Raw genomic sequence first — 21,925 nt, forward strand, 5'->3', positions numbered from 1 at the left:
GGCAGCGGTGCTGTCGGAACGGTACGCAACCTGTGGGCTCATGTGGGTGTTTCGCGGCACCTTCCGGGGCGTGGGACTGCCCACAGGGTGGGGTCGGCCACAGCGGAGGGCGGGAAAAAGGGGCGAAAGTGCCCATAGGGTCAGTCTGGTCGGTCCGGTGGGTGCGGTCAGTCCTCGAACTGCTCCGCGAGGTGGCCGGCGAGCTTCCGCGCCTTCTCCTGGAGCTCCTCGCTGTCCGGGATGCGGTGTTTGTCGGTCACCCACTGGTCGTACTCGACGGTGGCGATCACGTTGGCGGTGCGGAAGACGAGGGTGACGTCCCGGTGGATGCCGGAGTCCGCGGTGTGCAGCTCGTCGTCGATGTAGGCGGCGTCCGCCAGGTCGTCCAGGGAGCGGGGGGCCAGATCCTCGTCCGGGGTGGGCGTGTCGGACCCGGGGGAGTCCGACGCCCCGTCCTCGCCGCCGTCCTCACCCGAGCCGCCCTTGCCGCCGTCGTCACCTGAGCCGCCCTTGCCGTGCTCGTCGGCCCCGCCGGTCCCGCCTGCCCCGTCGCTCTCGTGGCCCTTGCCGGGCTCCTCGGTCGGTGAGGCGTGGCCTTCGGGCGTCTTGCCGCCGCTCTTCTCCGGCTCGCCCGAGGCGTCCGGGTCCTTGCCGGAGTCGGAGTCGGAGCCGGCGCCCGCGTCGGAGTCGGCGCCCGCGCCGGAGTCCGTGCTGCCGTCGCCCGGCGCGAGGGGGATGTGCGCCTTGCGGGCCTTCTTGACGTACAGCTGTGCGGCCTGTTCGTCGTCGCTGACGGACGGGTCGTAGGAGACCACCCGCTCGAAGTCGATGTTCAGGTGGCGGGTGCTGAGGGTGGTGGCGTTCTTCCAGCCGCAGCCGACCCTGCGGTCGGTGTCGTAGGTGGCGCTCGGCTCACCCTCGTAGGGGTCGGCGCTCGGGCTGGGGGCCGCCGTGCCGTCTTCCTCGGCCGCCGCGGCGCCGGGCAGCAGGTCGCGCAGGGTGCCCGTGCCGACGGCGTCGCACGGCTCGGGCAGGGTGCTGTACTTGCCGGGCTCGGCCGCGCTCGGTGAGGCGGAGGAGCCTCCCGGCTTGCCGTCGTTGCCGTCCTCGGAGTCGGAGGAGCCCGTGCAGGCGGTGAGGGCGCCGGCGAGTACGAGGGCGAGTGCGGCCTTGGTCGCGTACGACGCGCGCACGGCGTCCCTCTTTGCCCTCCGCGGCACGGTTGGCCTCCTCGCTGGGTCGTCGTCGGGGGCGTCGCCGTCCGCGCACGCCCGTGAGGCGTTCCGCCGACGCGGCGACGGCACCATGTCTACCGCACCCGCTGCTCAGGCGTCCGGTCGCCTGGTACCTATGTTGCGCAAAGTCAGTCTTTTCCCTTTCGCCGCTCTCCTGGCCTTGTGGGGGCCCCGCGGTGCGGCCGCGCCATGTTCCGGATTGGCAACGACCCCCTGGGCGACGCCTCCGCGGGGGTTCCCGGCGGTGACAGGGGCCCTAGGCTTACCGGGTTCCACTGGTCACGCAGCGTGGTGGCGGGTTGTCGAGGTGCGGACAACGTCCCCGTCGCTGTGGGCAGTTGAGCGGAAAATCAGGCTTCGGAGGGCGCTGATCAGCCGGATTACTTTCATCCGCGCCGGGTAGCGGCCCTGCGAATCCATGTCAGAGACCGCGCGCTTACGAGGACGCGTGTCCTCCGGAGGAAGGGCAATAGTCAAACGTGAAACCTGAGACAGAGGAGGCTCATGCCTCCAGCGGGGGGCTGACCCGGGGCCCCCAGACCGATCGCATCGTGTTCGGTGTCACGGCACTGCTCACGCTCATCTTCGTCGTATGGGGCGCGGTCGCGACGGACTCGCTGGGCGACGTCTCCAAGACGATGCTCGACTGGACGATGCACAACGGCGGCTGGGCCTTCGTGCTCGCCGCGACCGGCTTCGTGATCTTCTCGCTGTGGCTGGCCTTCAGCCGCTACGGCAAGATCACCCTCGGCAAGGAGGGGGAGCAGCCGGAGTTCAAGACCGTCTCGTGGATCGCGATGATGTTCAGCGCCGGCATGGGCATCGGGCTGATGTTCTACGGCGTGAGCGAGCCGCTGAGCCACTTCAACGACGCCCCGCCCGGCACCGACCCGGCCAACGACGCGGACCGGATGCAGACGTCGCTGGCCACCACGCTCTTCCACTGGACGCTCCACCCGTGGGCGATCTACGCGGTCGTCGGCCTCGCCATCGCCTACAGCTGCTTCCGCCGGGGCAGGCGGCAGACGATCAGCGCGGTCTTCACCCCGCTGATCGGTGAGCGCGCCGCCAACGGCGGTGTCGGCAAGGTCATCGACATCCTCGCCATCTTCGCCACGCTGTTCGGCTCCGCCGCGTCGCTGGGTCTGGGCGCGCTCCAGATCGGCAGCGGCATAGAGGAGGCCGGCTGGGCGAGCAAGGTCAGCACCGGCGTGCTGGTCACCATCATCGTCGTGCTGACGGCGGCGTTCGTCTTCTCCGCCGTCTCCGGCGTGGAGAGGGGCGTCCAGTGGCTGTCCAACATCAACATGGTGCTGGCAGGACTCCTGGTGGTCTTCCTCTTCATCGTCGGCCCGACGATCCTCATGCTCAACATGGTGCCGACCTCACTCGGCAGCTACCTCGGCGACCTGCCGCAGCTGATCGGGCGAACGGACTCCTCGAGCGGTAAGGGCGTGGCCGAGTGGCTGTCCGGCTGGACGGTCTTCTACTGGGCCTGGTGGATCTCCTGGACGCCGTTCGTGGGCATGTTCATCGCCCGCATCAGCCGGGGCCGCACCATCCGCCAGTTCGTCGGCGGCGTGATCCTGGTCCCCAGCGTCGTGAGCCTCATCTGGTTCGCCATCTTCGGCGGCACCGCCATGAAGCTCCAGTCCGACGGCACGAACCTGGGCGACACCCAGGAGGCGCAGCTCTTCAACGTGCTCAACGAGTACCCGATCGCCAGCGTCACCGGGTTCATCGTGATGCTCCTGGTCGGCATCTTCTTCGTCTCCGGAGCGGACGCCGCCTCGATCGTGATGGGCACGCTCTCGCAGCGGGGCACGCTGGAGCCCAGCCGCGGCGTCGTCATCATCTGGGGTGTCCTCACCGGCGCCGTCGGCGCGGTCATGCTGATGATCGGTGGTGGTGGGGACGAAGCGCTGGAAGGCCTGAAGAACCTCACCATCCTGGTGGCGGTGCCCTTCACGGTCGTGATGATCGGCTTGTGCATCGCCCTGTCCAAGGACCTGCGCAGGGACCCGCTGATCATCCGTACCGAGCGGGGCGAGGAGGCCGTGGGCAGCGCGGTGGTCGCCGGACACGAGCAGTACGGCGGCGACTTCGAGTTCCAGATCGCGCCGGTCGACCCGGACGCGCCCAAGCTGGACGCGGAGATCCTGGACGCCGAGGTGGCCCAGGCCGTGGCCGACGCCGTGGTGGCCGACGACTCCGGTCAGGCGGGCGGTGCGTCGAACGGCAAGGCCTCGGGCGACTCGGCCGCCTCGGGCCGGGCGAGCACCGACAAGGGCGAGGACTGAGAGGTAAGTCCCCACCCGACGACGACGGGCGCCCCGCCACCGTGCCAACGGTGGCGGGGCGCCCGTCGTCGTGGGCGGTCGTGCCGCGCCCGCGCTCCTGGCGGGCCGTCAGTTCGCCCGGCACCGCCGCTCGTAGCCCAGGGGCCGGCGGGCGCGGTGAGCCGCGGGCGCGGTATGGCGGGACGGCGTAACGGGCGCGCCCGCGCGGTGGTGGGGGGGAGTTGGCGGGGTCTACGGCCACACCAGGCAGTAGGCCTGGTGGCCCGCCTCGTGGAGGCGGTCGGAGAAGTCCTGCCAGCGGTGCAGAAGCTGGTAGACGTTGAAGGCGTCCTGCGGTCCCGCCCGGTCGGGAACGGTGGACCAGATGAACGCCGCCGCGCCCACCGTCTCGTCACCGACACCGCGCAGCGGGTCGACGACCGTCATGGGGAGCTTCACCACGGCGTAGTCCGGGTGCAGGACGACGAGTTCGAGCGGCGGGACCCGGTGCAGCGGTATGCCCTCGATCCCCGTCAGCACCATCGCCGCCATCGTCTCGGGCTTGATCTTGGTGAACATGCCCTGGCCCAACTCGTCCCCGCCCAGCTCCTCGGGGCGCATCGAGATGGGAACGCGCGCGGCCGTGGCACCGTCCGGTGCCCCGAAGTACTTGTAGGTCACCCCCACTCGGCCGCCACCCCTGCTGCTCCTGATCTTCGCCGTGCTGCCGATACCCGCGAGCCCCGCGCCCTGACCGAGGCCGCCGCCCCGCACGAGTCCGCTGCCGCTCGTCGTCCCGTCCTCCGCCACCGGGCCGTTCGGCCCGGCGCCGCCGTGTTGCATGCCGTCCTGTGCCGTGCCGCCGTGCTGCCCGGCACCGCCCTCCGGCCTGCCGCTGTGCCCCGTACCGCTGTGTGATCTCCCCGCCGTGGTCCCGCTCTCGGTCTCCGCCGCAGTGCGCCTGTGGCGCCCCTGCGCACGCTCCGGGCCAGTCTCCGAGGGGCCGGGCCCCTCTCCCAGTCCGCCACCGCGATGCATGTCACCACCCGACTGCTCATCCGGGCCGCACTGCCGTCCCCGTGCGGCCCGATCATCGTGTCAGAGACCTCCCCGTCCCACGGAGCGTGAAACGCCCCGAAGGCCCCGCACACGGGCCTGATGACACCATGGCTTTCGTGACTTACTCGTACAGTGCACCAGTATCGCAGTCGCTCTTCGACCGCGCCGCCGCCGTGACACCAGGAGGCGTGAACTCGCCCGTCCGCGCCTTCCGCGGGGTGGGCGGAACGCCCCGGTTCATGGTGTCGGGCTCCGGCCCCTACCTCACGGACGCGGACGGGAGGGAGTACGTCGACCTCGTCTGCTCCTGGGGCCCGACGATCCTCGGCCACGCGCACCCCGAGGTCACGGCGGCCGTGCGGCAGGCCGTGGAGCGCGGCACGTCCTTCGGCACCCCCGTCGAGGACGAGGTGGCGCTCGCCGAGGAGATCGTGCACCGGATCGACCCCGTCGAGCAGGTGCGCCTGGTCTCCTCCGGCACCGAGGCGACCATGTCGGCGATCCGGCTGGCGCGCGGGTTCACCGGCCGCCCCAAGGTCGTCAAGTTCGCCGGGTGCTACCACGGGCACGTCGACGCGCTGCTCGCCTCGGCCGGGTCCGGCATCGCCACGCTGGGCCTGCCGGACACGCCGGGGGTCACCGGGGCGCAGGCCGGCGACACGATCGTGCTGCCGTACAACGACCTGGACGCGGTCCGCGAGGCGTTCGCCGCGCACCCCCGCGAGATCGCCTGCGTGATCACCGAGGCCGCGCCGGGCAACATGGGCATCGTCCCGCCACGCGACGGCTTCAACCAGGGGCTCAAGGACCTGTGCGCCGCCGACGGCGCGCTCTTCATCTCCGACGAGGTCATGACCGGCTTCCGGGCGGGACCGCGCGGCTGGTACGGCATCGACGGCGTCGCACCCGATCTGATGACCTTCGGCAAGGTGATGGGCGGCGGCTTCCCCACCGCCGCGTTCGGCGGCCGCAAGGACGTCATGGACCACCTCGCCCCGGCGGGCCCCGTCTACCAGGCCGGCACCCTGTCGGGGAACCCGGTCGCCACCGCCGCGGGCCTCGCCCAGCTGCGGCTGCTGGCCGCGAACGACTTCGCCGCGCACGCCGTGGTCGACTCCGCGGCCCGCCAGGTGCGCGAGCTGGCCACCGAGGCGCTGACCAAGGCGGGCGTGGCGCACACCGTCCAGACGGCGGGCACCATGTTCTCCGTCTTCTTCGGCGACTACGGCGACGCGGGGGTCCGCACGTACGACGACGCCAGGAAGCAGGAGTCCTTCCGCTTCACCGCGTTCTTCCACTCGATGCTCTCCCAGGGCGTCTACCTGCCGCCGTCCGGCTTCGAGATCTGGTTCGTCTCCGCCGCGCACGACGAGCGCGCCATCGAACGGATCGCCGCCGCGCTGCCGGCCGCCGCCCGCGCCGCCGCCGAGGCGGTGCCGGCATGAGCCAGGGCGAGGACGTGAGCGAGAACACCGGCAGCCAGGCGCTCGACGGCGGGGAGACCGGGGCCCGCAAGGACGACAAGACCGTCACCGTCGTCCACGTGATGCGGCACGGCGAGGTCCACAACCCCGAGGGCGTCCTGTACGGACGCAAACCCGGCTACCACCTCTCCGACCTCGGCCGCCGCATGGCCGACCGCGTCGCCGAACACCTGGAAGGCCGCGACATCACCCACGTCGTCGCCTCGCCGCTGGAGCGCGCCCAGGAGACCGCGACCCCCGTCGCCAAGGCGCACGGGCTCGACCTGGCCACCGACGCGCGGCTGATCGAGGCCGGCAACGTCTTCGAGGGCAAGACCTTCGGCGTCGGCGACGGCGCGCTGCGCCGCCCGGAGAACTGGCGCCACCTGCGCAACCCCTTCCGCCCCTCCTGGGGCGAGCCGTACCTCGAACAGGTCGTACGGATGCGCGCCGCGATCGAGACCGCGAAGGACGCGGCGCGCGGCCACGAGGCGGTGTGCGTCAGCCACCAGCTGCCGATCTGGATTCTGCGCAGCTTCGTCGAGCACCGCAGGCTGTGGCACGACCCGCGCCGCCGCCAGTGCACGCTCGCCTCGCTGACGAGCTTCACCTTCCTCGGCGACCGCATCGTCTCCGTCGGCTACACCGAACCGGCCCGCGACCTGGTTCCGGAGCACCTGCGCGGTGGGGCGAAGCGGGGCCGTGGCGGCAAGGGTGCCCAGGGGCGCAGCGCGGGAGCCTAAGGTTGTGGGCAGGCGTTCCGCAGGGCTGGGGGTACCTCCCGGCCGGAGGCTGGGGGAGGGTGGGCACAACCGCCTCCGCACTCGCGCGACGGTCGTGCCCGTCCCCCGTGGTGGGCGCCCTTCGAGTGCAGCCCGGTGGTGGGTGCTGCGCTTGCCCACCCTGCGCCCCTGGGGGCACCTCCCGGCCGGAGGCTGGGGGAGCAGACTGCCCAAGCGCAGCGGGGTACGCATGCGGTGGGGGGCGCGAAAGATCGCGGAGGCGCGCATGCGAAACTTTTCACATGAGCCAGACCCGCGCCTCCCGCCGCCGCACCACCCTGCTGGCCGCCGGGGTCGCCGCCGGTGCGCTGCTGCTGTCCGCGTGCAGCGGCGAGCAGCCCGGCTCGTCCTCCGGCGACACGAAGTTCGTGAAGGGCACCGGTGAGATCACCAAGGTGCCCGAGGGCAAGCGCACCGAGGCGCCGGATCTGGCGGGCACCTCGGTGGACGGGAAGAAGCTGAAGCTCTCCGACTACGAGGGCAAGGTCGTCGTGCTCAACGTGTGGGGCTCGTGGTGCAGCCCCTGCCGCGCGGAGGCCCCCAACCTGTCCAAGGTCGCCCACGACACCGAGGACAAGGGCGTCCAGTTCCTCGGCATCAACACCCGCGACCTGGACAAGGCGAACGCGCAGGCGTTCGAGCGCAGCTACGACGTCGACTACCCGAGCTTCTACGACCCCAGCGGCAAGCTCATCCTGAAGTTCCCCAAGAACACCCTCTCGCCGCAGGCGATCCCCTCCACCCTCGTCCTCGACCGGGACGGCAAGGTCGCGGTGCGGGCACTGAAGTCGCTGAGCGAGAAGGAGCTGCGCTCGGCGCTCGACCCTCTGATCGACGCGAAGTGACCGCCCCATGACCTCTCTCGCGGCCGGCCCCGTCGTCTCCCTCGCGGCCTCGGGCATGAACGACACCGTCCTCGGCGGCGCCCTGCTGCTCGCGCTGCCCATCGCGCTGCTGGGCGGACTGGTCTCCTTCTTCTCGCCGTGCGTGCTGCCGCTGGTGCCCGGTTACCTCTCCTACGTCACGGGGGTCAGCGGCACCGATCTGGCCGAGGCGCGGCGCGGCCGGATGTTCCTGGGCGCCGGCCTGTTCGTGCTCGGCTTCACCGCCGTCTTCGTCTCCGGCGGCGCTCTGTTCGGCGGCTTCGGTGCCACTCTCCAGGAGCACCGGGACGTCATCTCCAAGGTGCTGGGCGGGCTGACGATCCTGCTGGGGCTCGCCTTCATGGGTGTGCTGGGTCCGCTGGCGCGCTTCACCCAGCGGGAGGTGCGCATCCACAAGCGGCCCGCGATAGGGCTGGCGGGCGCCCCCATGCTGGGGGTGCTGTTCGGTATCGGCTGGACGCCCTGCATCGGGCCGACCCTCGCCGCCGTCCTCACGCTCTCCTCGGACCAGGGGAGCGCGGGTCGCGGCGCGCTGCTGACGGTGGCCTACTGTCTGGGGCTGGGTGTCCCGTTCGTCCTCGCCGCCCTCGCCTTCCGCCGCGCGCTGGGCGCCTTCGGCTGGGTGAAGCGGCACTACGCGTGGGTCATGCGGCTCGGCGGCGGGATGCTCGTCGCCGTCGGTGTCCTGCTCGTCACAGGCATCTGGGACCGGATCGTCTACGAGATCACGGTCTGGTCGTCCGACTTCACTGTGGGGATCTGATCCATGAGCACGACCGATACCGGTAAGGACGTCGGTACCGAGACCGGGGGCGCGGGCGCCGCGGGCGAGTCCGAGGCGGCCAAGGAGCGGGAGGCCGCGGCGCAGCTGTCGACGGCGCCCAGCGAGGAGAAGCTGAACGTTCCCTCGCTCGGCCCGCTGGGCTGGGCGCGGTGGTTCTGGCGGCAGCTGACGTCCATGCGGGTGGCGCTGATCCTGCTCTTCCTGCTGTCGCTGGGCGCGATCCCCGGTTCGGTCATCCCGCAGACCCCGGTGGACGCGCTCAAGGTGGAGAAGTTCCGCGAGGACCACACCACGCTGGCGCCGCTCTACGACAAGCTCCAACTGTTCGACGTCTACACCTCGGTGTGGTTCTCGGCGATCTACATTCTGCTGTTCATCTCGCTGATCGGCTGCATCGTCCCGCGGACCTGGCAGTTCGTCGGCCAGCTGCGGTCGCGCCCGCCCCGCGCCCCGCGCCGTCTCGACCGAATGCCCGTCTACACCACCTGGCGCACCGAGGCCGCGCCCGACCAGGTGCTGGGCGCCGCCAGGACGCTGCTGCGGCGCAGGCGGTTCCGCACCCATCAGGAGCAGGATGACGGCGGACCGTCGAAGGGCGCCGTCGCCTCGGAGAAGGGCTATCTGCGGGAGGCCGGCAACCTGGCCTTCCACATCGCGCTGATCGTGCTGCTGCTGGCGTTCGCCTCCGGGCAGCTGTTCAAGTCCGAGGGCCGCAAGCTGATCGTCCAGGGCGACAGCTTCTCCAACGTGCTGACCCAGTACGACGACTTCCAGTCGGGCTCGCTGTTCACCTCCGACATGCTCGACCCCTTCTCCTTCCGGCTGAAGGACTTCCACGCCACGTACGAGACGAGCGGTCCCAACAAGGGCACCGCGCGCGACTACCGCGCCGACATCTCCTACACCGAGGACGGGAGGACCGAGGGGACCGAGAGCACGATCAAGGTGAACCACCCGCTCCAGGTCGGTTCCTCCAAGGTCTACCTGATCGCGAACGGCTACGCGCCCGTCGTCTCCGTCAAGGACGGCAAGGGCAACCTCGCCTACCGCGGCCCCGTGCCCTTCCTCCAGCAGGACAACAACCAGACCTCCAGCGGCGTCGTCAAGGTCCCCGACTACGTGGACGGCAAGGGCCGCAAGGACCAGCTCGGCTTCCAGGGCTTCTTCGTCCCGGACTTCCAGCCGGACAGCGGCACCATGTTCTCCCAGTCGCCCCTGCTGAAGAACCCGGCGATGTTCCTGACCGCCTACCACGGCAACCTCGGCGTCGACGGCGGTCCCGCGCAGAACGTCTACCAGCTCGACACCGACAACATGGAGAAGTTCAAGGAGAAGGACGGCAGCCCCTTCGCCAAGAAGCTCACCCCCGGCGACACCATGACCCTGCCGAACGGCGCGGGTTCCCTCGAGTTCGAGGGCGTCAAGGAGTGGGCGAACTTCCAGGTCTCCCACCAGGTGGGCAACGGCTGGGCCCTCGGCGGTGCGCTGGCGGCCATCGCCGGGCTCGCCGGTTCGCTGTTCATCCAGCGCCGCCGCGTGTGGGTGCGGGCGTACGCGGGCGACGACGGCCGCACCGTCGTCGAGATGGCCGCACTGGGCCGCAGCGAGTCCGCGCGGCTGCCCGACGAACTCGCCTCCCTCGCCACCGATATGCAGGACGCGGCACCCGTCGCGTCCGAGACGCGTGCCGACGCCGCCGACGAGGCCGCCACCGATGAGGCGGACGCGTCGAAGACACCGGCCGATCCTGCCCAAGCCCCCGAAGGAGCAGGCAAGTGAACCTCCTGGCAGCCGAGCCCAACGAGCAGCTCGCTCAGATCAGCAACTATCTGATCTATTCGGCGATGGCCGTCTACGTGCTGGCCTTCTGCGCGTACATCGCCGAGTGGACGTTCGGCTCGCGCAGCAAGGTGGCCCGCACCGCCGCCGCGCTGACCAAGAAGCCCGGCGCCGACGACGCCGTGCCCGCCCAGTCCGGCGGCGTGTCCGTACAGGCCAAGGCGGCCGAGGGCGGTACGGCCGTGCTGGAGAAGCCCGCTCCGCCGAAGACCCCGAAGATCGTCACCCGCTCCGGCAACGGCAAGCGCGGCGACCTGCCCGACGGCCCCGGCGCCGCGGCGGGCGACCAGCAGGGCGACATGTACGGGCGCATCGCCGTCTCGATGACGGTGCTCGCCTTCCTGCTGCACTTCGCCGGAGTGCTGACCCGCTCCCTGTCGGTGCAGCGCGCCCCCTGGGGCAACATGTACGAGTTCTCGACGGCCTTCTCGATGGTCGCCGTGGCCGGGTACCTGGGCTTCCTGATCGCCAAGAAGAACGTCCGCTGGATGGGGCTGCCGCTGGTCACCACCGTGCTGCTGGACCTCGGCCTGGCCGTCACCGTCCTGTACACCGACAGCGACCAGCTGGTGCCCGCGCTGCACTCCTACTGGCTGTGGATCCACGTCTCGCTGGCCATCATCTGCGGTGCGCTGCTCTACCTCGGCGCCGTCGGCTCGCTCCTCTACCTCTTCCGGGACTCCTACGAGACGAAGCTGCTGAGCGGCGGCAAGCCTGGCACCGTGGGCAGCTCGATCCTGGAGCGGCTGCCCTCGGCGGCCTCCCTCGACAAGTTCGCCTACCGGATCAACGCCACCGTCTTCCCGTTCTGGACCTTCACCATCGTCGCGGGCGCCATCTGGGCGGGCGACGCCTGGGGCCGCTACTGGGGCTGGGACCCGAAGGAGGTCTGGTCGTTCATCACCTGGGTCGCCTACGCTTGCTACCTGCACGCACGCGCCACGGCGGGCTGGAAGGGGCGCAAGGCGGCCTACCTCGCGCTCCTCGCGTTCGCCTGCTTCCTGTTCAACTACTACGGCGTGAACATCTTCTTCAACGGCAAGCACTCCTACGCGGGCATCTGAGCGCCCGCCCCTTCGCACAGCACAGGGTCACGCGCGGGACGAAGGTGAAGGTGGAGCCATGAGCACCGACAGCGCGCAGGCGGCACCCGGCGGGGTCCCCTACGGAAGCGCACGCAGCAGCGTCGACGGCGCCGCCCACACCGTCGGCTTCGAGCTGTCCTTTCCGCACCCGCCCGAGAGCGTCTGGGCCGCGGTCGCCACCCCCGCGGGACTGCGGGGGTGGCTGGCCGCGGCCGACCCCTTCGAGCCGGGCCCCGGCGGAGCGGTGACGCTGCGCTGGCTGGACGGGGGAGCGGACGCCGACCCGCGCCCGGCGTCGCCCGGCCGGATCACCGCCTGGTCCAGGCGGCGACTCGCCGAGTACACGGTCGATACGCGCGGCTCCTTCGGCTTCACCCTGCGCGGCGCGCTCGACGAGGAGGGCACCCGCGTCCGCTTCCGCAACGACTTCACCGGCGACTCGGGCCGGCTGCTGGACACCCTCGCCGGCTGGCACCAGCACTTCGAGCTGCTGGGCGAGGAGCTGCGGGGGCGCCCGGCGGACTGGGACGCCTGGACGCCGGCCCGCTTCGCCGCGCTGCGCGCGGAGTACGCCGACCGGGTGTGAGCCCCCTGGCCCCTTCCCCGCGAGAAGACGGTGGGGGAATGCCGGGCGGGAAGGCGGGGCGGGAGGTCTCCCCGGTGGGGTGGGTCAGGACTCGTCCTGGTTGCGGTCCGGGCGCTTGTCGCGCAGCTCCTCGTCCGGGTGCCGCGGCTCGGGCGCGGAATCGCCGCTTCGGCCCCTCTCCTCGTCCCCCTCGGGCGGCCGGCCGCCGCCCTCCAGGGACTTGAGGAAGTCCGGGTTGTCGTCGGGGGCGACCCAGCGGCGTTCGTCGGCACGGACCGCGCCGTAGGGCGTGTTGCGGCGGGGACGGCCCACCAGGAACCAGGCGACGGGCCCCAGCAGCACCTGCCCGAACAGCAGGATGAGGATGACCCACACCACCTTGGGCAGCTTGCGCACCTCGTTCTCGGGGGTGTTCAGACAGTCGATGAACGCGTAGATCCACAGGGCCAGGATCACGAGGACGGGCAGGAGCCTGATGATCACGCGGAACGCCCCCTGGGTGCGAGATGCCGCCGGACGGATGCGGTGCGGGGCCCGGCGTCCGGGTCCCACGGTGCCAGCGTAATGGGCCGCGCGGAGGCCCCGGCGCTCAGGGCGCGGGCCGCGAGGGAGATACTGAGGGGTATGGCATACGACGATCTCCGCTCGCTCCTGCGGGCGCTGGAGCGTGACCGTGACCTCGTCCGGGTCAAGGCCGAGGTCGACCCGCACCTGGAGGTCGGGGAGCTCGTCGACCGGGTGAACAAGGCGGGCGGCCCGGCGCTGCTGTTCGAGAACGTCAGGGGCTCGGACATGCCGCTGGCCATGAACGTCTACGGCACGGACCGCCGGCTGCTCAAGGCGCTCGGCCTGTCCTCCTACGACGAGATCAGCGACAAGATCGGCGGCCTGCTCAAGCCCGAGCTGCCGCAGGGCTTCGTCGGCTTCCGTGAGGCCTTCGGGAAGCTCGGCGCCATGACGCACGTGCCGCCGAAGAAGGTGAAGGAGGCGCCCGTCCAGGAGGTCGTGCGGCAGGGTGACGAGGTCGATCTGGACCGGCTGCCCGCGCTGTTCACCTGGCCCGGCGACGGCGGCTCCTTCTTCAACCTGGGCCTCACCCACACCAAGGACCCCGAAAGCGGCGTGCGCAACCTGGGCCTCTACCGGCTCCAGCGGCACGACCGGCGCACCATCGGGATGCACTGGCAGATCCACAAGGACAGCCGCAACCACTACCAGGTCGCCGCGCGGCGCGGCGAGAAACTCCCCGTCGCCATCGCCTTCGGCTGCCCGCCCGCCGTCACCTACGCCTCCACCGCGCCGCTGCCCGCCGACATCGACGAGTACCTGCTGGCCGGCTTCCTCCAGGGCAAGCGCGTGGAGATGGTCGACTGCAAGACCGTCCCGCTCCAGGTCCCCGCGGACGCCGAGGTCGTGCTGGAGGGCTGGCTGGAGCCGGGCGAGATGCTGCCCGAGGGCCCCTTCGGGGACCACACCGGCTTCTACACCCCGCAGGAGCCCTTCCCCGCGCTGCGGATCGACTGCGTGACGACGCGGAAGCGGCCGCTGCTCCAGTCGATCGTCGTCGGCCGGCCCCCGACCGAGGACGGGCCGCTGGGCCGGGCCACCGAGCGGTTCTTCCTGCCGCTGCTGAAGATCGTCGTGCCCGACATCGTCGACTACCACCTGCCCGAGGCGGGCGGCTTCCACAACTGCGCGATCGTCGCCATCGACAAGAAGTACCCCAAGCACGCCCAGAAGGTGATGCACGCCATCTGGGGCGCTCACATGATGTCGCTGACCAAGCTCATCGTCATCGTCGACGCCGACTGCGACGTGCGGAACCTGCACGAGGTCGCCTGGCGGGCCCTGGGCAACGTGGACTACGCGCGCGACCTCACCGTGGCCGAAGGCCCCGTCGACCACCTCGACCACGCCTCCTACCAGCAGTTCTGGGGCGGCAAGGCCGGCATCGACGCCACCCGCAAAACCCCCGAGGAGGGCTACACGCGGGACGGCGGCTGGCCGGAGATGATCGAGTCCGACGCGAAGGTGGCCGACCTGGTGACGCGCCGGTGGAAGGAGTACGGCCTGTGAGCAGCACCGCCGAGGGCATCGTCGGCCCGGGTCCTGGCGCCGACGTCGGACGTGTCCGCGCCTTCCTGCGCCTGGTGGTCATCGAGCACTCCGTCTTCGCGCTCCCCTTCGCCTACATCGCCGCGCTCACCGCCATGTACCGCGACAGCCGCAGTGTCCACTGGTGGCAGCTGCTGCTGGTGACGGTCGCCATGGTGGGGATGCGGACCTTCGCGATGGCCGCGAACCGGATCATCGACCGCGAGATCGACGCCCGCAACCCGCGCACCGCGGGCCGCGAACTGGTCACAGGCGCGGTCTCCGTGCGCACGGCGTGGACCGGCGCCGCCGTCGCCCTCGTCGTCTTCCTCGGCACCTGCGCCCTGCTCAACCCGCTCTGCCTGGCTCTGGCACCCGTCGCGGCGCTGCCGATGGTCGTCTATCCGTACGGGAAGCGCTTCACCCACTTCCCGCACGCCATTCTCGGGCTCGCCCAGGCCATCGGCCCCCTCGGCGCGTGGCTCGCCGTCACCGGCTCCTGGTCCTGGCACGGCGCCGTCCTCGGCCTGGCCGTCGGCATCTGGATCGGCGGCTTCGACCTGATCTACGCCTGCCAGGACGTCGAGGCCGACCGTGACAACGGGGTGAAGTCCCTCCCGGCCCGCTTCGGCACCGCCGCCGCCATCCACACCACGCGCGCCGCCCACCTGGTCACCGTGGCCCTGCTGGTCACCTTCGGCCTGCTGACGGACGCGGGCGTCTTCTACTGGCTGGGCCTCGTCATCGTCACCGCCGCCTTCGTCTACGAGCACACCCTCGTGCGCCCCCACGACCTGACCCGCCTCAACCGCGCCTTCTTCCAGGTCAACAGCTTCATCGGCATTGCACTGTTCGTGTGCGCCCTGCTGGATCTCGCGGTGCGCGGGCTGAGTGTGTGAGTAGCCTTTCCCTCTACCATCGAGAGCAGGGAAGGGAGAGCGCCGTGACCGTCTCGGAGACCGACCGCCTGCACTCACAGCTCAGCCGTCTGGAAGACCAGTTCCCTGGCTACCGGATGGAGATCGTGGGGGGCAATATCATGATGAGTCCGGTCAAGCCGTTTCATGGCAGGACGATCAGGCTCCTGGAAAACGCCTTCGAGGCCCAGCTCGGGCCCGAGTGGGGCTGCATGTCCGACGTCATCTTCCGCTTCACCGACCTGGACGAGCTCTGCCCGGACTCGGCTCTCCTGCCGATGGCCGAGGTCGACCGTAACCTCAGCGTCTACTCGCCCGACCTGATCGAGCTCGCCATCGAGGTGGTCTCGCCGAGCAGCGTGCACCACGACTACGTCACCAAGGACAAGCTGTACGCGCAGCGCGGCATCGCGCATTACCTGATCTTCGACCCCTACCGCGCCGAGTGCACCGTGCACTGGAACCCGGGGGCGGACGGTTACCGGGGCCGGGACGTCATCCCGTACGGCAAGCCGGTCGAGGTCACCCTGGACATCGGCGCGGTGACCATCGAGACCGACGCACTGCCCGTCGACCGGGAGACCCGCACCCAGCCTCTCGACAGGTGAGGCCCCCGCACCAGGCGGCTCAGACGCCATTTCGTTTGGTGTGATCTTGCTGCAGTCTGGGAGGTGACTGCATCGCTTGTAGAGCGGATGACGCCGGACGACCTGTGGGAGTTGTTCGAGCGGGTGGTTCCGCCGGCTCCGGAACGCCCGCAAGGCGGGGGCCGGCGGCGGCACGGTGACCGGGAGGTGCTGGCCGCGATCATCTTCGTGGCCACCTCGGGGTGCACATGGAACCAGCTGCCGCCGGGCTTCGGGCCCTCGGGAGTGACCGCGTTCCGCCGGTTCACCGAGTGGACCGAAGCTCGGGTGTGGGCCAAGCTCCACCGCCTGGTCCTCGACGAGCTCGGCGCCCAGGGTGAGCTGGACTGGTCGCGGTGCGCGATCGACTCGGTCAGTGTCCGCGCCCTCAAAGGGGGCGGCTGACGGGACCGAATCCGACCGACCGCGGCAAGAACGGATCGAAAATCCACCTCATCGTCGACCGCAACGGCCTGCCCCTCTCCCTGGGCGTCTCCGCGGCCAACTCCACGACAGCCAGGCCCTCATCCCGCTGGTCCGTGGTATCCCGCCCATCCGCTCCCGCCATGGCCCGAGACGCCGCAGGCCGGACAAGCTCCACGGAGACAAGGGCACGACTACCCCCACCTGCGGAGCTGGCTCTCCCTGCGACAGATCGGCCATCGCATCGCCCGCGGAGGCACCGAGTCCTCCCAGCGCCTGGGCCGACACCGTTGGGTCGTGGAACGAACGGTGTCCTGGCTGTCGGGATGCCGACGCCTCCACCGCCGCTATGAAAGCAACCCCGAGCACTTCCTCGCCTTCACGGCCATCGCAGCAACCCTCATATGCCACCGCCGCATCACGAGTTGAAATAGCGTCCAGAGAGGTGCGGCGGGCCGCACCTCCTGATCCTGCTCGTGTTCGCTGACGTACGGTTCCTGGATGAGTGATGCCCGTGCAGAAATCCAGGACCTCAACAGCCGCTACGCGATCGCCTTCGACTCCGGGCAGCTCGATGAGTCCGTCGGCTGCTGGGTCGAGGACGGCGTTTTGGACGAGTCCGAAACCGGCTTCGGACTGTTCGAAGGCCGCGAGGCGATTCGCGCCTTCTTCCGCGACACGCTCATGGCGAACTCCACGCACGTCGTCCACATGATGTTCAACCACCTGATCACCAGCATCGAGGGCGACCACGGTGAAGGCCGGGTCAACTGCCTCGTGGAGATTGTGAAGACCGACGGCAGCCGCTCCCGCGCTCACGTCACATACAACGATCGCTACATCCGGGCCGAAGGCGAGTGGAAGTTCGCCAGTCGCGTCATCACCTCGGCCTTCCCACACACGGTACTCACGGGCTGACGCGCGGGCAGTCGCTGCGGACCTCCCCGGCATCCCGGGGCAATCCGTGACGTCGGGGGCGGCGTTGATCACGACACGCTCGTACGTCTGCTCCTCTCCCTGCCCCAGTGGTCCCGCGGGTGTCAGTTGGTGCCAGGTGTGGCCCGAGGTGGCCACGAAGATGGTCGCGGCCGGCACCTCGCGGTCCCCTGCCGCGGCTGGCCGCCGCCCTGCGGGCGTTCCAGGGCCGGTGGGGCCACCCGCTGGCGCAACTCCCACGGGCCAACCGGCCCCATCCGGCCGCGGGGAACATCGGTACAGCGATTGGCGCTGAGAACGATCATGGCCCGGGTGTGAGCGTGCTGACCCGGTTCTCGTACTCGCGGCGGGCCTTGCGCCGGGCCGGGATCGTGGGGAGGCCGTGGCCGCCGTCGAGCGGCTGGCAGCGAACGAGGAGTCGGCGGTGTAGGGCGGGGGAGTCGGTGACGCGCAGGGTGTAGCCCTGGCCGCGCCGTACGGTCGCCCCTTGATCGAGCACAGCCCGCTCGACATCGTCCAGCTCGGCGGCGCGGAGGAAGTCGGCGACCTTGCCCGGCATGTCTGGGGTGACCGGCGATTCCGGGGCCCGAATGTCCTGGTCAGCGGCCGTTTGCTCGGGCAGAAGGTCGGCGACGGCCGTGCGGATGGCGCCGCGACTGACACTGTGCTCACGGGCGAGAGCGGCGATGGACTGGCCGCCCAGGTACGCGGTGCGCACGTCGGCGATCGTGTCGACCGCGACGGCGGGGCGGCGTCCGCCCCTGTTGCCGGCCTCGGGACTGGTGGGCTCGCATGTTGAGGTGTCGCGTATTCCTCGTTGAGGCTGTGCCTGGCGTCACTGTGTGTGGTCGCCGGAGGCGTACCGGTTCCAGGAGCCTCCGGCTTCAGTGACCAGGTGGGTGGCTGTCTGTCTTGCCGTGGTAACCGAGGGCGCTGCCTGGAAGGTACGAGTTGGCAGATCGCGGAGGGGCCTGCCGCGCTGCGGCGGGACGCTCCTGCCATACCTCCGTCCCCTCCCTGGCTGAACGCCCGCTCCGGCGCCGACGCGGTCGCCCAGGCACGTCACCCAGCGCGACTCCGCAGCCCGACGCAAGCGCTGGCGCCTCAAGATCATCACGCTCCCGGGCGTGTCTGTGCCCGTCACGGCGTCATCCACCGGACGGGGCAGGGCTCGACGCGCCGCGAGTCGCACTGACACTGATTGTCAACTGATTGATTCTCACGGGTCTGGTCGCTGTCCCGGTCCTGCGAAAGGGTTCCAAGAAGGCGGCAGTGCGGCATCTGCGCACTCGATCTGCTGCCGCGCCGAGTGTTCAGGCGTACCCACGAGAGAAGGAAACACACCCCTGATGCGCGCCCTTGTGGTCGATCACAGTGAGGCCGGCCCCGTCCGGTTCGCCGATGTCGATGAGCCCGTACCGTCCGCCGGTGAGGCGTTGGTGGAGATACGGCACATCGGTCTCAACTTCGGAGAGCTGAATTACGTGCACCAGTGGCCGGCCGGCGCTGTGCACGGTCACGACGCAGCCGGCATCGTGGTGCGCGCCGCGTCCGACGGCTCGGGGCCGCCCGCAGGTACGCGCGTCGCAGTGGGAATGGCCCCCCACGCGTGGGCGGAGCGGGTGGCAGTCAGCCCCGCCTCGCTCGGCACCGTCCCCGAGGGGGTCGATCTGGCCCACGCCGCGGCGCTGGGGATCGCCGGAGTCACCCCTCTGCGAGTGCTGCGCAAGCGTTCCCTGCTGGCGCGCAACGTTCTGGTCACCGGCGCTAGCGGGGGCGTGGGGCACTTCGCCGTCCAGCTGGCGGCCCTGGCGGGCGCCCGGGTGACGGCACTCGTCGGTTCGCCGGAGCGGGCCGACGGACTCCGTGAACTCGGCGCCGACAAGGTCCTGACCGACCTGGCCGAGACCGGGGACCGGTTCGACCTCGTCCTGGACACGGTCGGCGGACCACTGGTGGCCCGGGCGTGGAGTTCCCTCGCCGAGGGGGGCACCATCCACCTGGTCGGCTACTCCTCGGGGCAGGAAACCACCTTCCCGGCAGAGGTCTTGTTCGGCTTCGGCGAACCCCGCAGCATCGCCACCTACGGGGACATGACGCCGACCGGCGGGGAGCTGACGGACCTGTTGGGCCTCATGGCCGCCGGGAGGCTCTCGGCGCCAGTCGGACTGCGAGGCGACTGGCAGGACGTGGACAACGCCGTCCGGGCGCTGTTCGCGCGGAAGGTGCACGGAAAGGTCGTTCTTGACGTGGTCTGACGCTGCAGGCGAGGACACATGCGCCTCGCCCGCCGGCGGGCGGTTCGCGGCGGTGGACGAGAATGGACCCATGGATGTGCTGGCGGAGGTCTTGCGCGTTTCGGGTGCGCGTGGAGGGCTCGGGGTCGTGCTGAAGGCCGGCGGAACCTGGGGCCTGTGGCTGGACTCCTACCCAGGGGCGGCGCTGCACGTGGTGTCCCGCGGCACCATGTGGCTCCATGTCACGGGCGAGGAACCTCTTGAGGTGCGGGCCGGAGACGCCGTCCTGGTGTCGCCGGGCACCGCACACGGGATAGCCGGCGGAGCCAGTGTGACGATGGGCTCCTGCGACCGTGAGGCAGCGGCCCGGTCCTTTGCCGATGGCCGGGCCCTGCGGCTGGGATCGGCGCCGGTGCAGACGGAAGTAATCGTCCTGCACTACGAGCAGGACCCGGAGGTGCGCACACCGGTGCTCACCTCCCTCGCCCGGCCGATTCATGTCGCAGCCCGAGAGAACGCGCAGCTCGCAAGGACCGTCGGACTTCTCGCTGCTGAGCTCGCACAGCCGCAGATCGGCACCACCGCCGCCGTCAACAGCGTCGTCGACCTGCTGCTCGTCCAGTTCGTACGTGCCTGGCTGGCCCGCCACCCGCAGGAGCGGTCCGGCTCATGGCTGGGAGCGATGCGTGATCCGGTCGTGCGCGACGCTCTGGCGTGTGTCCACGCCCAACCGGAGCACCCCTGGACCACGGAGGCCCTGGCCGCCGCGACGAACGTCTCCCGGGCGACGCTGTCCAGGCGCTTCCGGTCCGCCCTCGGACAGACGCCGGGCGCATACGTGACGCAGTGGCGCATCGACCTGGCGTCCGTCCGGCTCCGCGATACCGATGAGCCCGTCGAATCGATCTCCGGCGCGGTCGGATACGGCTCTCCGCACGCTTTCAGCCGTGCCTTCAGACGTGCCCGAGGCACGGCCCCGGGCGAATATCGTTCTCGACTTCGCAGGTGATCTGGCCTCGACTGGTAGGAACATCGGTACAGCGATTGGCGCTGAGAACGATCATGGTCCGGGTGTGAGCGTGCTGACCCGGTTCTCGTACTCGCAGCGGGCCTTGCGCCGGGCCGGGATCGTGGGGAGGCCGTGGCCGCCGTCGAGCGGCTGGCAGCGGTCGAGGAGTCGGCGGTGTAGGGCGGGGGAGTCGGTGACGCGCAGGGTGTAGCCCTGGCCGCGCCGCACGGTCGCCCCTTGATCGAGCACAGCCCGCTCGACATCGTCCAGCTCGGCGGGCCGCGCCCGCGACCGTGGCGTGCAGCCGCTTCTCCGTGACCTTCCGGGCCTCCGACACCTGCCGGGCCAGCACGCTCACCCCCCGGCAGCAGCACCCGGTGACGGCGCAGCCAGCCCACCGCCTGATTGAACAGCGCCACCGGCCCCTCGGCGTGTGTCCACGCCCGCCCGTGCAGGAACGTGCGGAACCGGCGGGACCACTCCGCATCGTCGTACTCGCGGTACTCGTAGGCGTCCCGGATCTCCCACGCGTGCTTGTACGCCGTCTTGGGCCGCTCGGTGTACCGCCTCATTACCGACGCGTCCTCGATGCCGAGCTGCGCGGCCAGATGCTCGACCACCGGCCATGGCGCATCGAGCGGATCGTCCGGGAGGAACCGGCCGATGTAGCGCACCGTGCACATCTGGAGCGCGAAGCCGAGCCGGTGATGCGCGGAGCGGCGCCGCGCGATCAGATCCCGATCGACGTCGTCCAGGAAGAAGAACCACTCCAGCTCAGGGCGGTCGGCTCCTCGGCGAACTTCCCGTACGCCTCGGCCTGCTCATCAGTCAGAAACTCCACCGGCACAGCCCGACCGTAGCCAGCACCGCTACCCGCCCGGCAGCCTTTCCCGGAAGCCCAGCGGCACCATCGACCAGTGTGCTAGCCGACCATGATTGTTCTCAGCACCAACCGCTGTACCAATGCTCCCCGAGGCCGCCATCCGCTCAACAAACGAGGCAGTCACCGTGCCAGGCTGGCGCAAGATCACACCAAACGAAATGGCGGCTCAGTGCCAGGCCGGTTTGCCCTCGCCCGCCGGGCGGGGCTCGGCGGTCAGGCGGGCGGCGACGACGCCGCCGATGAGGCCGAAGAGGTGGCCCTGCCAGGAGATGCCCGTGTCGGTGGGCAGGACGCCCCACAGGATGGAGCCGTAGAAGACGGCGACGACGCTGCCGAGGGCGACGTCGGTGATCCTGCGGTCCACGAAGCCGCGGGCCAGCAGATAGCCGAACAGCCCGAAGATCAGCCCCGAGGCGCCCGCGGTGTTGCTGCCGTCCGGGGCGATGAGCCACACGCCGAGGCCGCTGACCACGATGATCGTCGCGGCGACGGCCAGGAATCTGCCCACCCCGCGCAGGGCCGCCAGGAAGCCGAGGATCAGCAGCGGCAGCGTGTTCGCGATCAGGTGCTCGAAGCCGAAGTGCATGAAGGCGCTCGGGACCACGTCCACCAGCTCGTCCACGCGGCGGGGCTCGACGCCGAAGGTGTCCAGCGCGTTGTCCGTGGCCTGGTCGACGGCCTCCAGCAGCCACAGCAGCGCCACCCAGCCGACGATCAGCTTTCCCGCAGCCATCGCCCTGGTGCCCGAGCCCCCCGAGCCGTTCGCCATGCTCGCCTCCCTCGCGAGGAGCGGTCCCCGCCGTC

General features: G+C 70.5%; 20 protein-coding genes and 2 pseudogenes. 15 read left to right on the plus strand and 7 right to left on the minus strand.

Annotated features, from left to right (window positions below; all coding sequences use genetic code 11):
* Positions 1-167: 167 nt before the first annotated feature.
* Positions 168-1,220 carry a hypothetical protein gene (locus MMF93_RS18935; RefSeq protein ID WP_242753157.1) on the minus strand — a complete coding sequence of 351 codons (1,053 nt, stop codon included), beginning with the start codon at positions 1,218-1,220 and terminating at the stop codon, positions 168-170.
* Positions 1,221-1,714: 494 nt separating this feature from the next.
* Here MMF93_RS18935 and MMF93_RS18940 point away from each other — a divergent pair, with 494 nt between their 5' ends.
* Entirely contained in the window at positions 1,715-3,535 is a 1,821-nt protein-coding gene (locus tag MMF93_RS18940; protein ID WP_242753159.1) for a BCCT family transporter, read from the plus strand.
* 231 nt (positions 3,536-3,766) lie between these two features.
* On the opposite strand, the gene MMF93_RS18945 is transcribed toward MMF93_RS18940, so the two are convergent.
* On the minus strand, positions 3,767-4,357 hold the full coding sequence (locus MMF93_RS18945; protein ID WP_242753161.1) for a hypothetical protein: 591 nt from the start codon (positions 4,355-4,357) through the stop codon (positions 3,767-3,769).
* A 332-nt stretch (positions 4,358-4,689) separates the two neighbouring features.
* Here MMF93_RS18945 and hemL point away from each other — a divergent pair, with 332 nt between their 5' ends.
* From hemL to MMF93_RS18980, 7 genes are all read left to right on the plus strand, one after another.
* Entirely contained in the window at positions 4,690-6,018 is a 1,329-nt protein-coding gene (hemL, locus tag MMF93_RS18950; protein ID WP_242753163.1) for a glutamate-1-semialdehyde 2,1-aminomutase, read from the plus strand.
* A gap of 101 nt (positions 6,019-6,119) precedes the next feature.
* Positions 6,120-6,779, plus strand: coding sequence for a histidine phosphatase family protein (locus tag MMF93_RS18955; protein WP_242757652.1), 660 nt, complete (start codon positions 6,120-6,122; stop codon positions 6,777-6,779).
* A gap of 281 nt (positions 6,780-7,060) precedes the next feature.
* Positions 7,061-7,663 (plus strand): TlpA family protein disulfide reductase, encoded by a 603-nt coding sequence (locus MMF93_RS18960; protein ID WP_242753164.1) that lies wholly within the window; start codon positions 7,061-7,063, stop codon positions 7,661-7,663.
* 7 nt (positions 7,664-7,670) lie between these two features.
* Entirely contained in the window at positions 7,671-8,465 is a 795-nt protein-coding gene (locus tag MMF93_RS18965) for a cytochrome c biogenesis CcdA family protein (protein ID WP_242753166.1), read from the plus strand.
* 3 nt (positions 8,466-8,468) lie between these two features.
* Positions 8,469-10,265, plus strand: a complete 1,797-nt coding sequence (gene resB, locus MMF93_RS18970; RefSeq protein WP_242753168.1) for a cytochrome c biogenesis protein ResB — start codon at positions 8,469-8,471, stop codon at positions 10,263-10,265.
* Positions 10,262-11,389, plus strand: coding sequence for a c-type cytochrome biogenesis protein CcsB (gene ccsB / locus MMF93_RS18975; RefSeq protein ID WP_242753171.1), 1,128 nt, complete (start codon positions 10,262-10,264; stop codon positions 11,387-11,389). The genes resB and ccsB overlap by 4 nt, the downstream gene beginning before the upstream one ends.
* A 58-nt stretch (positions 11,390-11,447) precedes the next feature.
* Positions 11,448-11,996 carry an SRPBCC domain-containing protein gene (locus MMF93_RS18980; protein ID WP_242753173.1) on the plus strand — a complete coding sequence of 183 codons (549 nt, stop codon included), beginning with the start codon at positions 11,448-11,450 and terminating at the stop codon, positions 11,994-11,996.
* An 84-nt stretch (positions 11,997-12,080) separates the two neighbouring features.
* Here MMF93_RS18980 and MMF93_RS18985 read toward each other — a convergent pair whose 3' ends face one another.
* Positions 12,081-12,479: a PLD nuclease N-terminal domain-containing protein gene (locus tag MMF93_RS18985; protein ID WP_423835473.1), complete on the minus strand. Its 399-nt coding sequence runs from the start codon at positions 12,477-12,479 to the stop codon at positions 12,081-12,083.
* Between the two features lie 141 nt (positions 12,480-12,620).
* On the opposite strand from MMF93_RS18985, the gene MMF93_RS18990 reads away from it, so the two are divergent.
* The 5 genes and pseudogenes from MMF93_RS18990 to MMF93_RS19010 all read left to right on the plus strand — a co-directional run bounded on the left by MMF93_RS18990 (position 12,621) and on the right by MMF93_RS19010 (position 16,974).
* Positions 12,621-14,072, plus strand: a complete 1,452-nt coding sequence (locus MMF93_RS18990) for a menaquinone biosynthesis decarboxylase (protein ID WP_242753175.1) — start codon at positions 12,621-12,623, stop codon at positions 14,070-14,072.
* Positions 14,069-14,989, plus strand: a complete 921-nt coding sequence (gene mqnP / locus MMF93_RS18995; protein WP_242753177.1) for a menaquinone biosynthesis prenyltransferase MqnP — start codon at positions 14,069-14,071, stop codon at positions 14,987-14,989. Before MMF93_RS18990 ends, mqnP begins: the two co-directional genes overlap by 4 nt.
* Positions 14,990-15,033: 44 nt before the next feature.
* Positions 15,034-15,615 (plus strand): Uma2 family endonuclease, encoded by a 582-nt coding sequence (locus tag MMF93_RS19000; RefSeq protein WP_242753179.1) that lies wholly within the window; start codon positions 15,034-15,036, stop codon positions 15,613-15,615.
* An 87-nt stretch (positions 15,616-15,702) separates the two neighbouring features.
* Positions 15,703-16,485: pseudogene (locus MMF93_RS19005) on the plus strand (IS5 family transposase).
* A 72-nt stretch (positions 16,486-16,557) separates the two neighbouring features.
* Positions 16,558-16,974 (plus strand): nuclear transport factor 2 family protein, encoded by a 417-nt coding sequence (locus MMF93_RS19010; protein WP_114021986.1) that lies wholly within the window; start codon positions 16,558-16,560, stop codon positions 16,972-16,974.
* Positions 16,975-17,293: 319 nt separating this feature from the next.
* Here MMF93_RS19010 and MMF93_RS19020 read toward each other — a convergent pair whose 3' ends face one another.
* Complete coding sequence (locus tag MMF93_RS19020; RefSeq protein ID WP_242753181.1) at positions 17,294-17,710, minus strand: resolvase; 417 nt, start codon at positions 17,708-17,710, stop codon at positions 17,294-17,296.
* A gap of 631 nt (positions 17,711-18,341) precedes the next feature.
* Between MMF93_RS19020 and MMF93_RS19025 the strand changes: the two genes are divergently transcribed.
* A complete protein-coding gene (locus tag MMF93_RS19025; RefSeq protein ID WP_242753183.1) occupies positions 18,342-19,250 on the plus strand; it encodes a zinc-binding dehydrogenase in 909 nt (302 codons plus the stop codon).
* A 70-nt stretch (positions 19,251-19,320) separates the two neighbouring features.
* Positions 19,321-20,238 (plus strand): AraC family transcriptional regulator, encoded by a 918-nt coding sequence (locus MMF93_RS19030; RefSeq protein WP_242753185.1) that lies wholly within the window; start codon positions 19,321-19,323, stop codon positions 20,236-20,238.
* A gap of 51 nt (positions 20,239-20,289) precedes the next feature.
* Here the strand turns inward: MMF93_RS19030 and MMF93_RS19035 are convergent, their stop codons facing one another.
* The 3 genes and pseudogenes from MMF93_RS19035 to MMF93_RS19045 all read right to left on the minus strand — a co-directional run bounded on the left by MMF93_RS19035 (position 20,290) and on the right by MMF93_RS19045 (position 21,890).
* The gene (locus tag MMF93_RS19035; RefSeq protein WP_242753187.1) at positions 20,290-20,466 is read right to left on the minus strand and encodes a hypothetical protein; all 177 of its coding nucleotides are present in this window, start codon (positions 20,464-20,466) and stop codon (positions 20,290-20,292) included.
* A 40-nt stretch (positions 20,467-20,506) separates the two neighbouring features.
* Positions 20,507-21,085, minus strand: a pseudogene (locus MMF93_RS33735) (DUF4158 domain-containing protein); the annotation flags it as partial.
* Between the two features lie 202 nt (positions 21,086-21,287).
* Positions 21,288-21,890, minus strand: coding sequence for a rhomboid family intramembrane serine protease (locus MMF93_RS19045; protein WP_242753188.1), 603 nt, complete (start codon positions 21,888-21,890; stop codon positions 21,288-21,290).
* Positions 21,891-21,925 lie beyond the last annotated feature (35 nt).

Origin of the sequence: Streptomyces tubbatahanensis (genome assembly GCF_022699385.1) — a bacterium.
Classification (GTDB): Bacteria; Actinomycetota; Actinomycetes; order Streptomycetales; family Streptomycetaceae; genus Streptomyces; species Streptomyces diacarni.

What these genes read in the sequence shown, in the direction of transcription:
- MMF93_RS18945 (WP_242753161.1), bottom strand. Translation starts at nt 4,357, where the DNA reads ATGCAACACGGCGGCGCCGGGCCGAACGGCCCGGTGGCGGAGGACGGG.
- resB (WP_242753168.1), top strand. Translation starts at nt 8,469, where the DNA reads ATGAGCACGACCGATACCGGTAAGGACGTCGGTACCGAGACCGGGGGC.
- MMF93_RS19045 (WP_242753188.1), bottom strand. Translation starts at nt 21,890, where the DNA reads ATGGCGAACGGCTCGGGGGGCTCGGGCACCAGGGCGATGGCTGCGGGA.
- MMF93_RS18955 (WP_242757652.1), top strand. Translation starts at nt 6,120, where the DNA reads ATGCGGCACGGCGAGGTCCACAACCCCGAGGGCGTCCTGTACGGACGC.
- MMF93_RS19025 (WP_242753183.1), top strand. Translation starts at nt 18,342, where the DNA reads ATGCGCGCCCTTGTGGTCGATCACAGTGAGGCCGGCCCCGTCCGGTTC.
- MMF93_RS18980 (WP_242753173.1), top strand. Translation starts at nt 11,448, where the DNA reads ATGAGCACCGACAGCGCGCAGGCGGCACCCGGCGGGGTCCCCTACGGA.
- MMF93_RS18960 (WP_242753164.1), top strand. Translation starts at nt 7,061, where the DNA reads ATGAGCCAGACCCGCGCCTCCCGCCGCCGCACCACCCTGCTGGCCGCC.
- MMF93_RS18965 (WP_242753166.1), top strand. Translation starts at nt 7,671, where the DNA reads ATGACCTCTCTCGCGGCCGGCCCCGTCGTCTCCCTCGCGGCCTCGGGC.
- MMF93_RS18990 (WP_242753175.1), top strand. Translation starts at nt 12,621, where the DNA reads ATGGCATACGACGATCTCCGCTCGCTCCTGCGGGCGCTGGAGCGTGAC.
- MMF93_RS19030 (WP_242753185.1), top strand. Translation starts at nt 19,321, where the DNA reads ATGGATGTGCTGGCGGAGGTCTTGCGCGTTTCGGGTGCGCGTGGAGGG.
- MMF93_RS19010 (WP_114021986.1), top strand. Translation starts at nt 16,558, where the DNA reads ATGAGTGATGCCCGTGCAGAAATCCAGGACCTCAACAGCCGCTACGCG.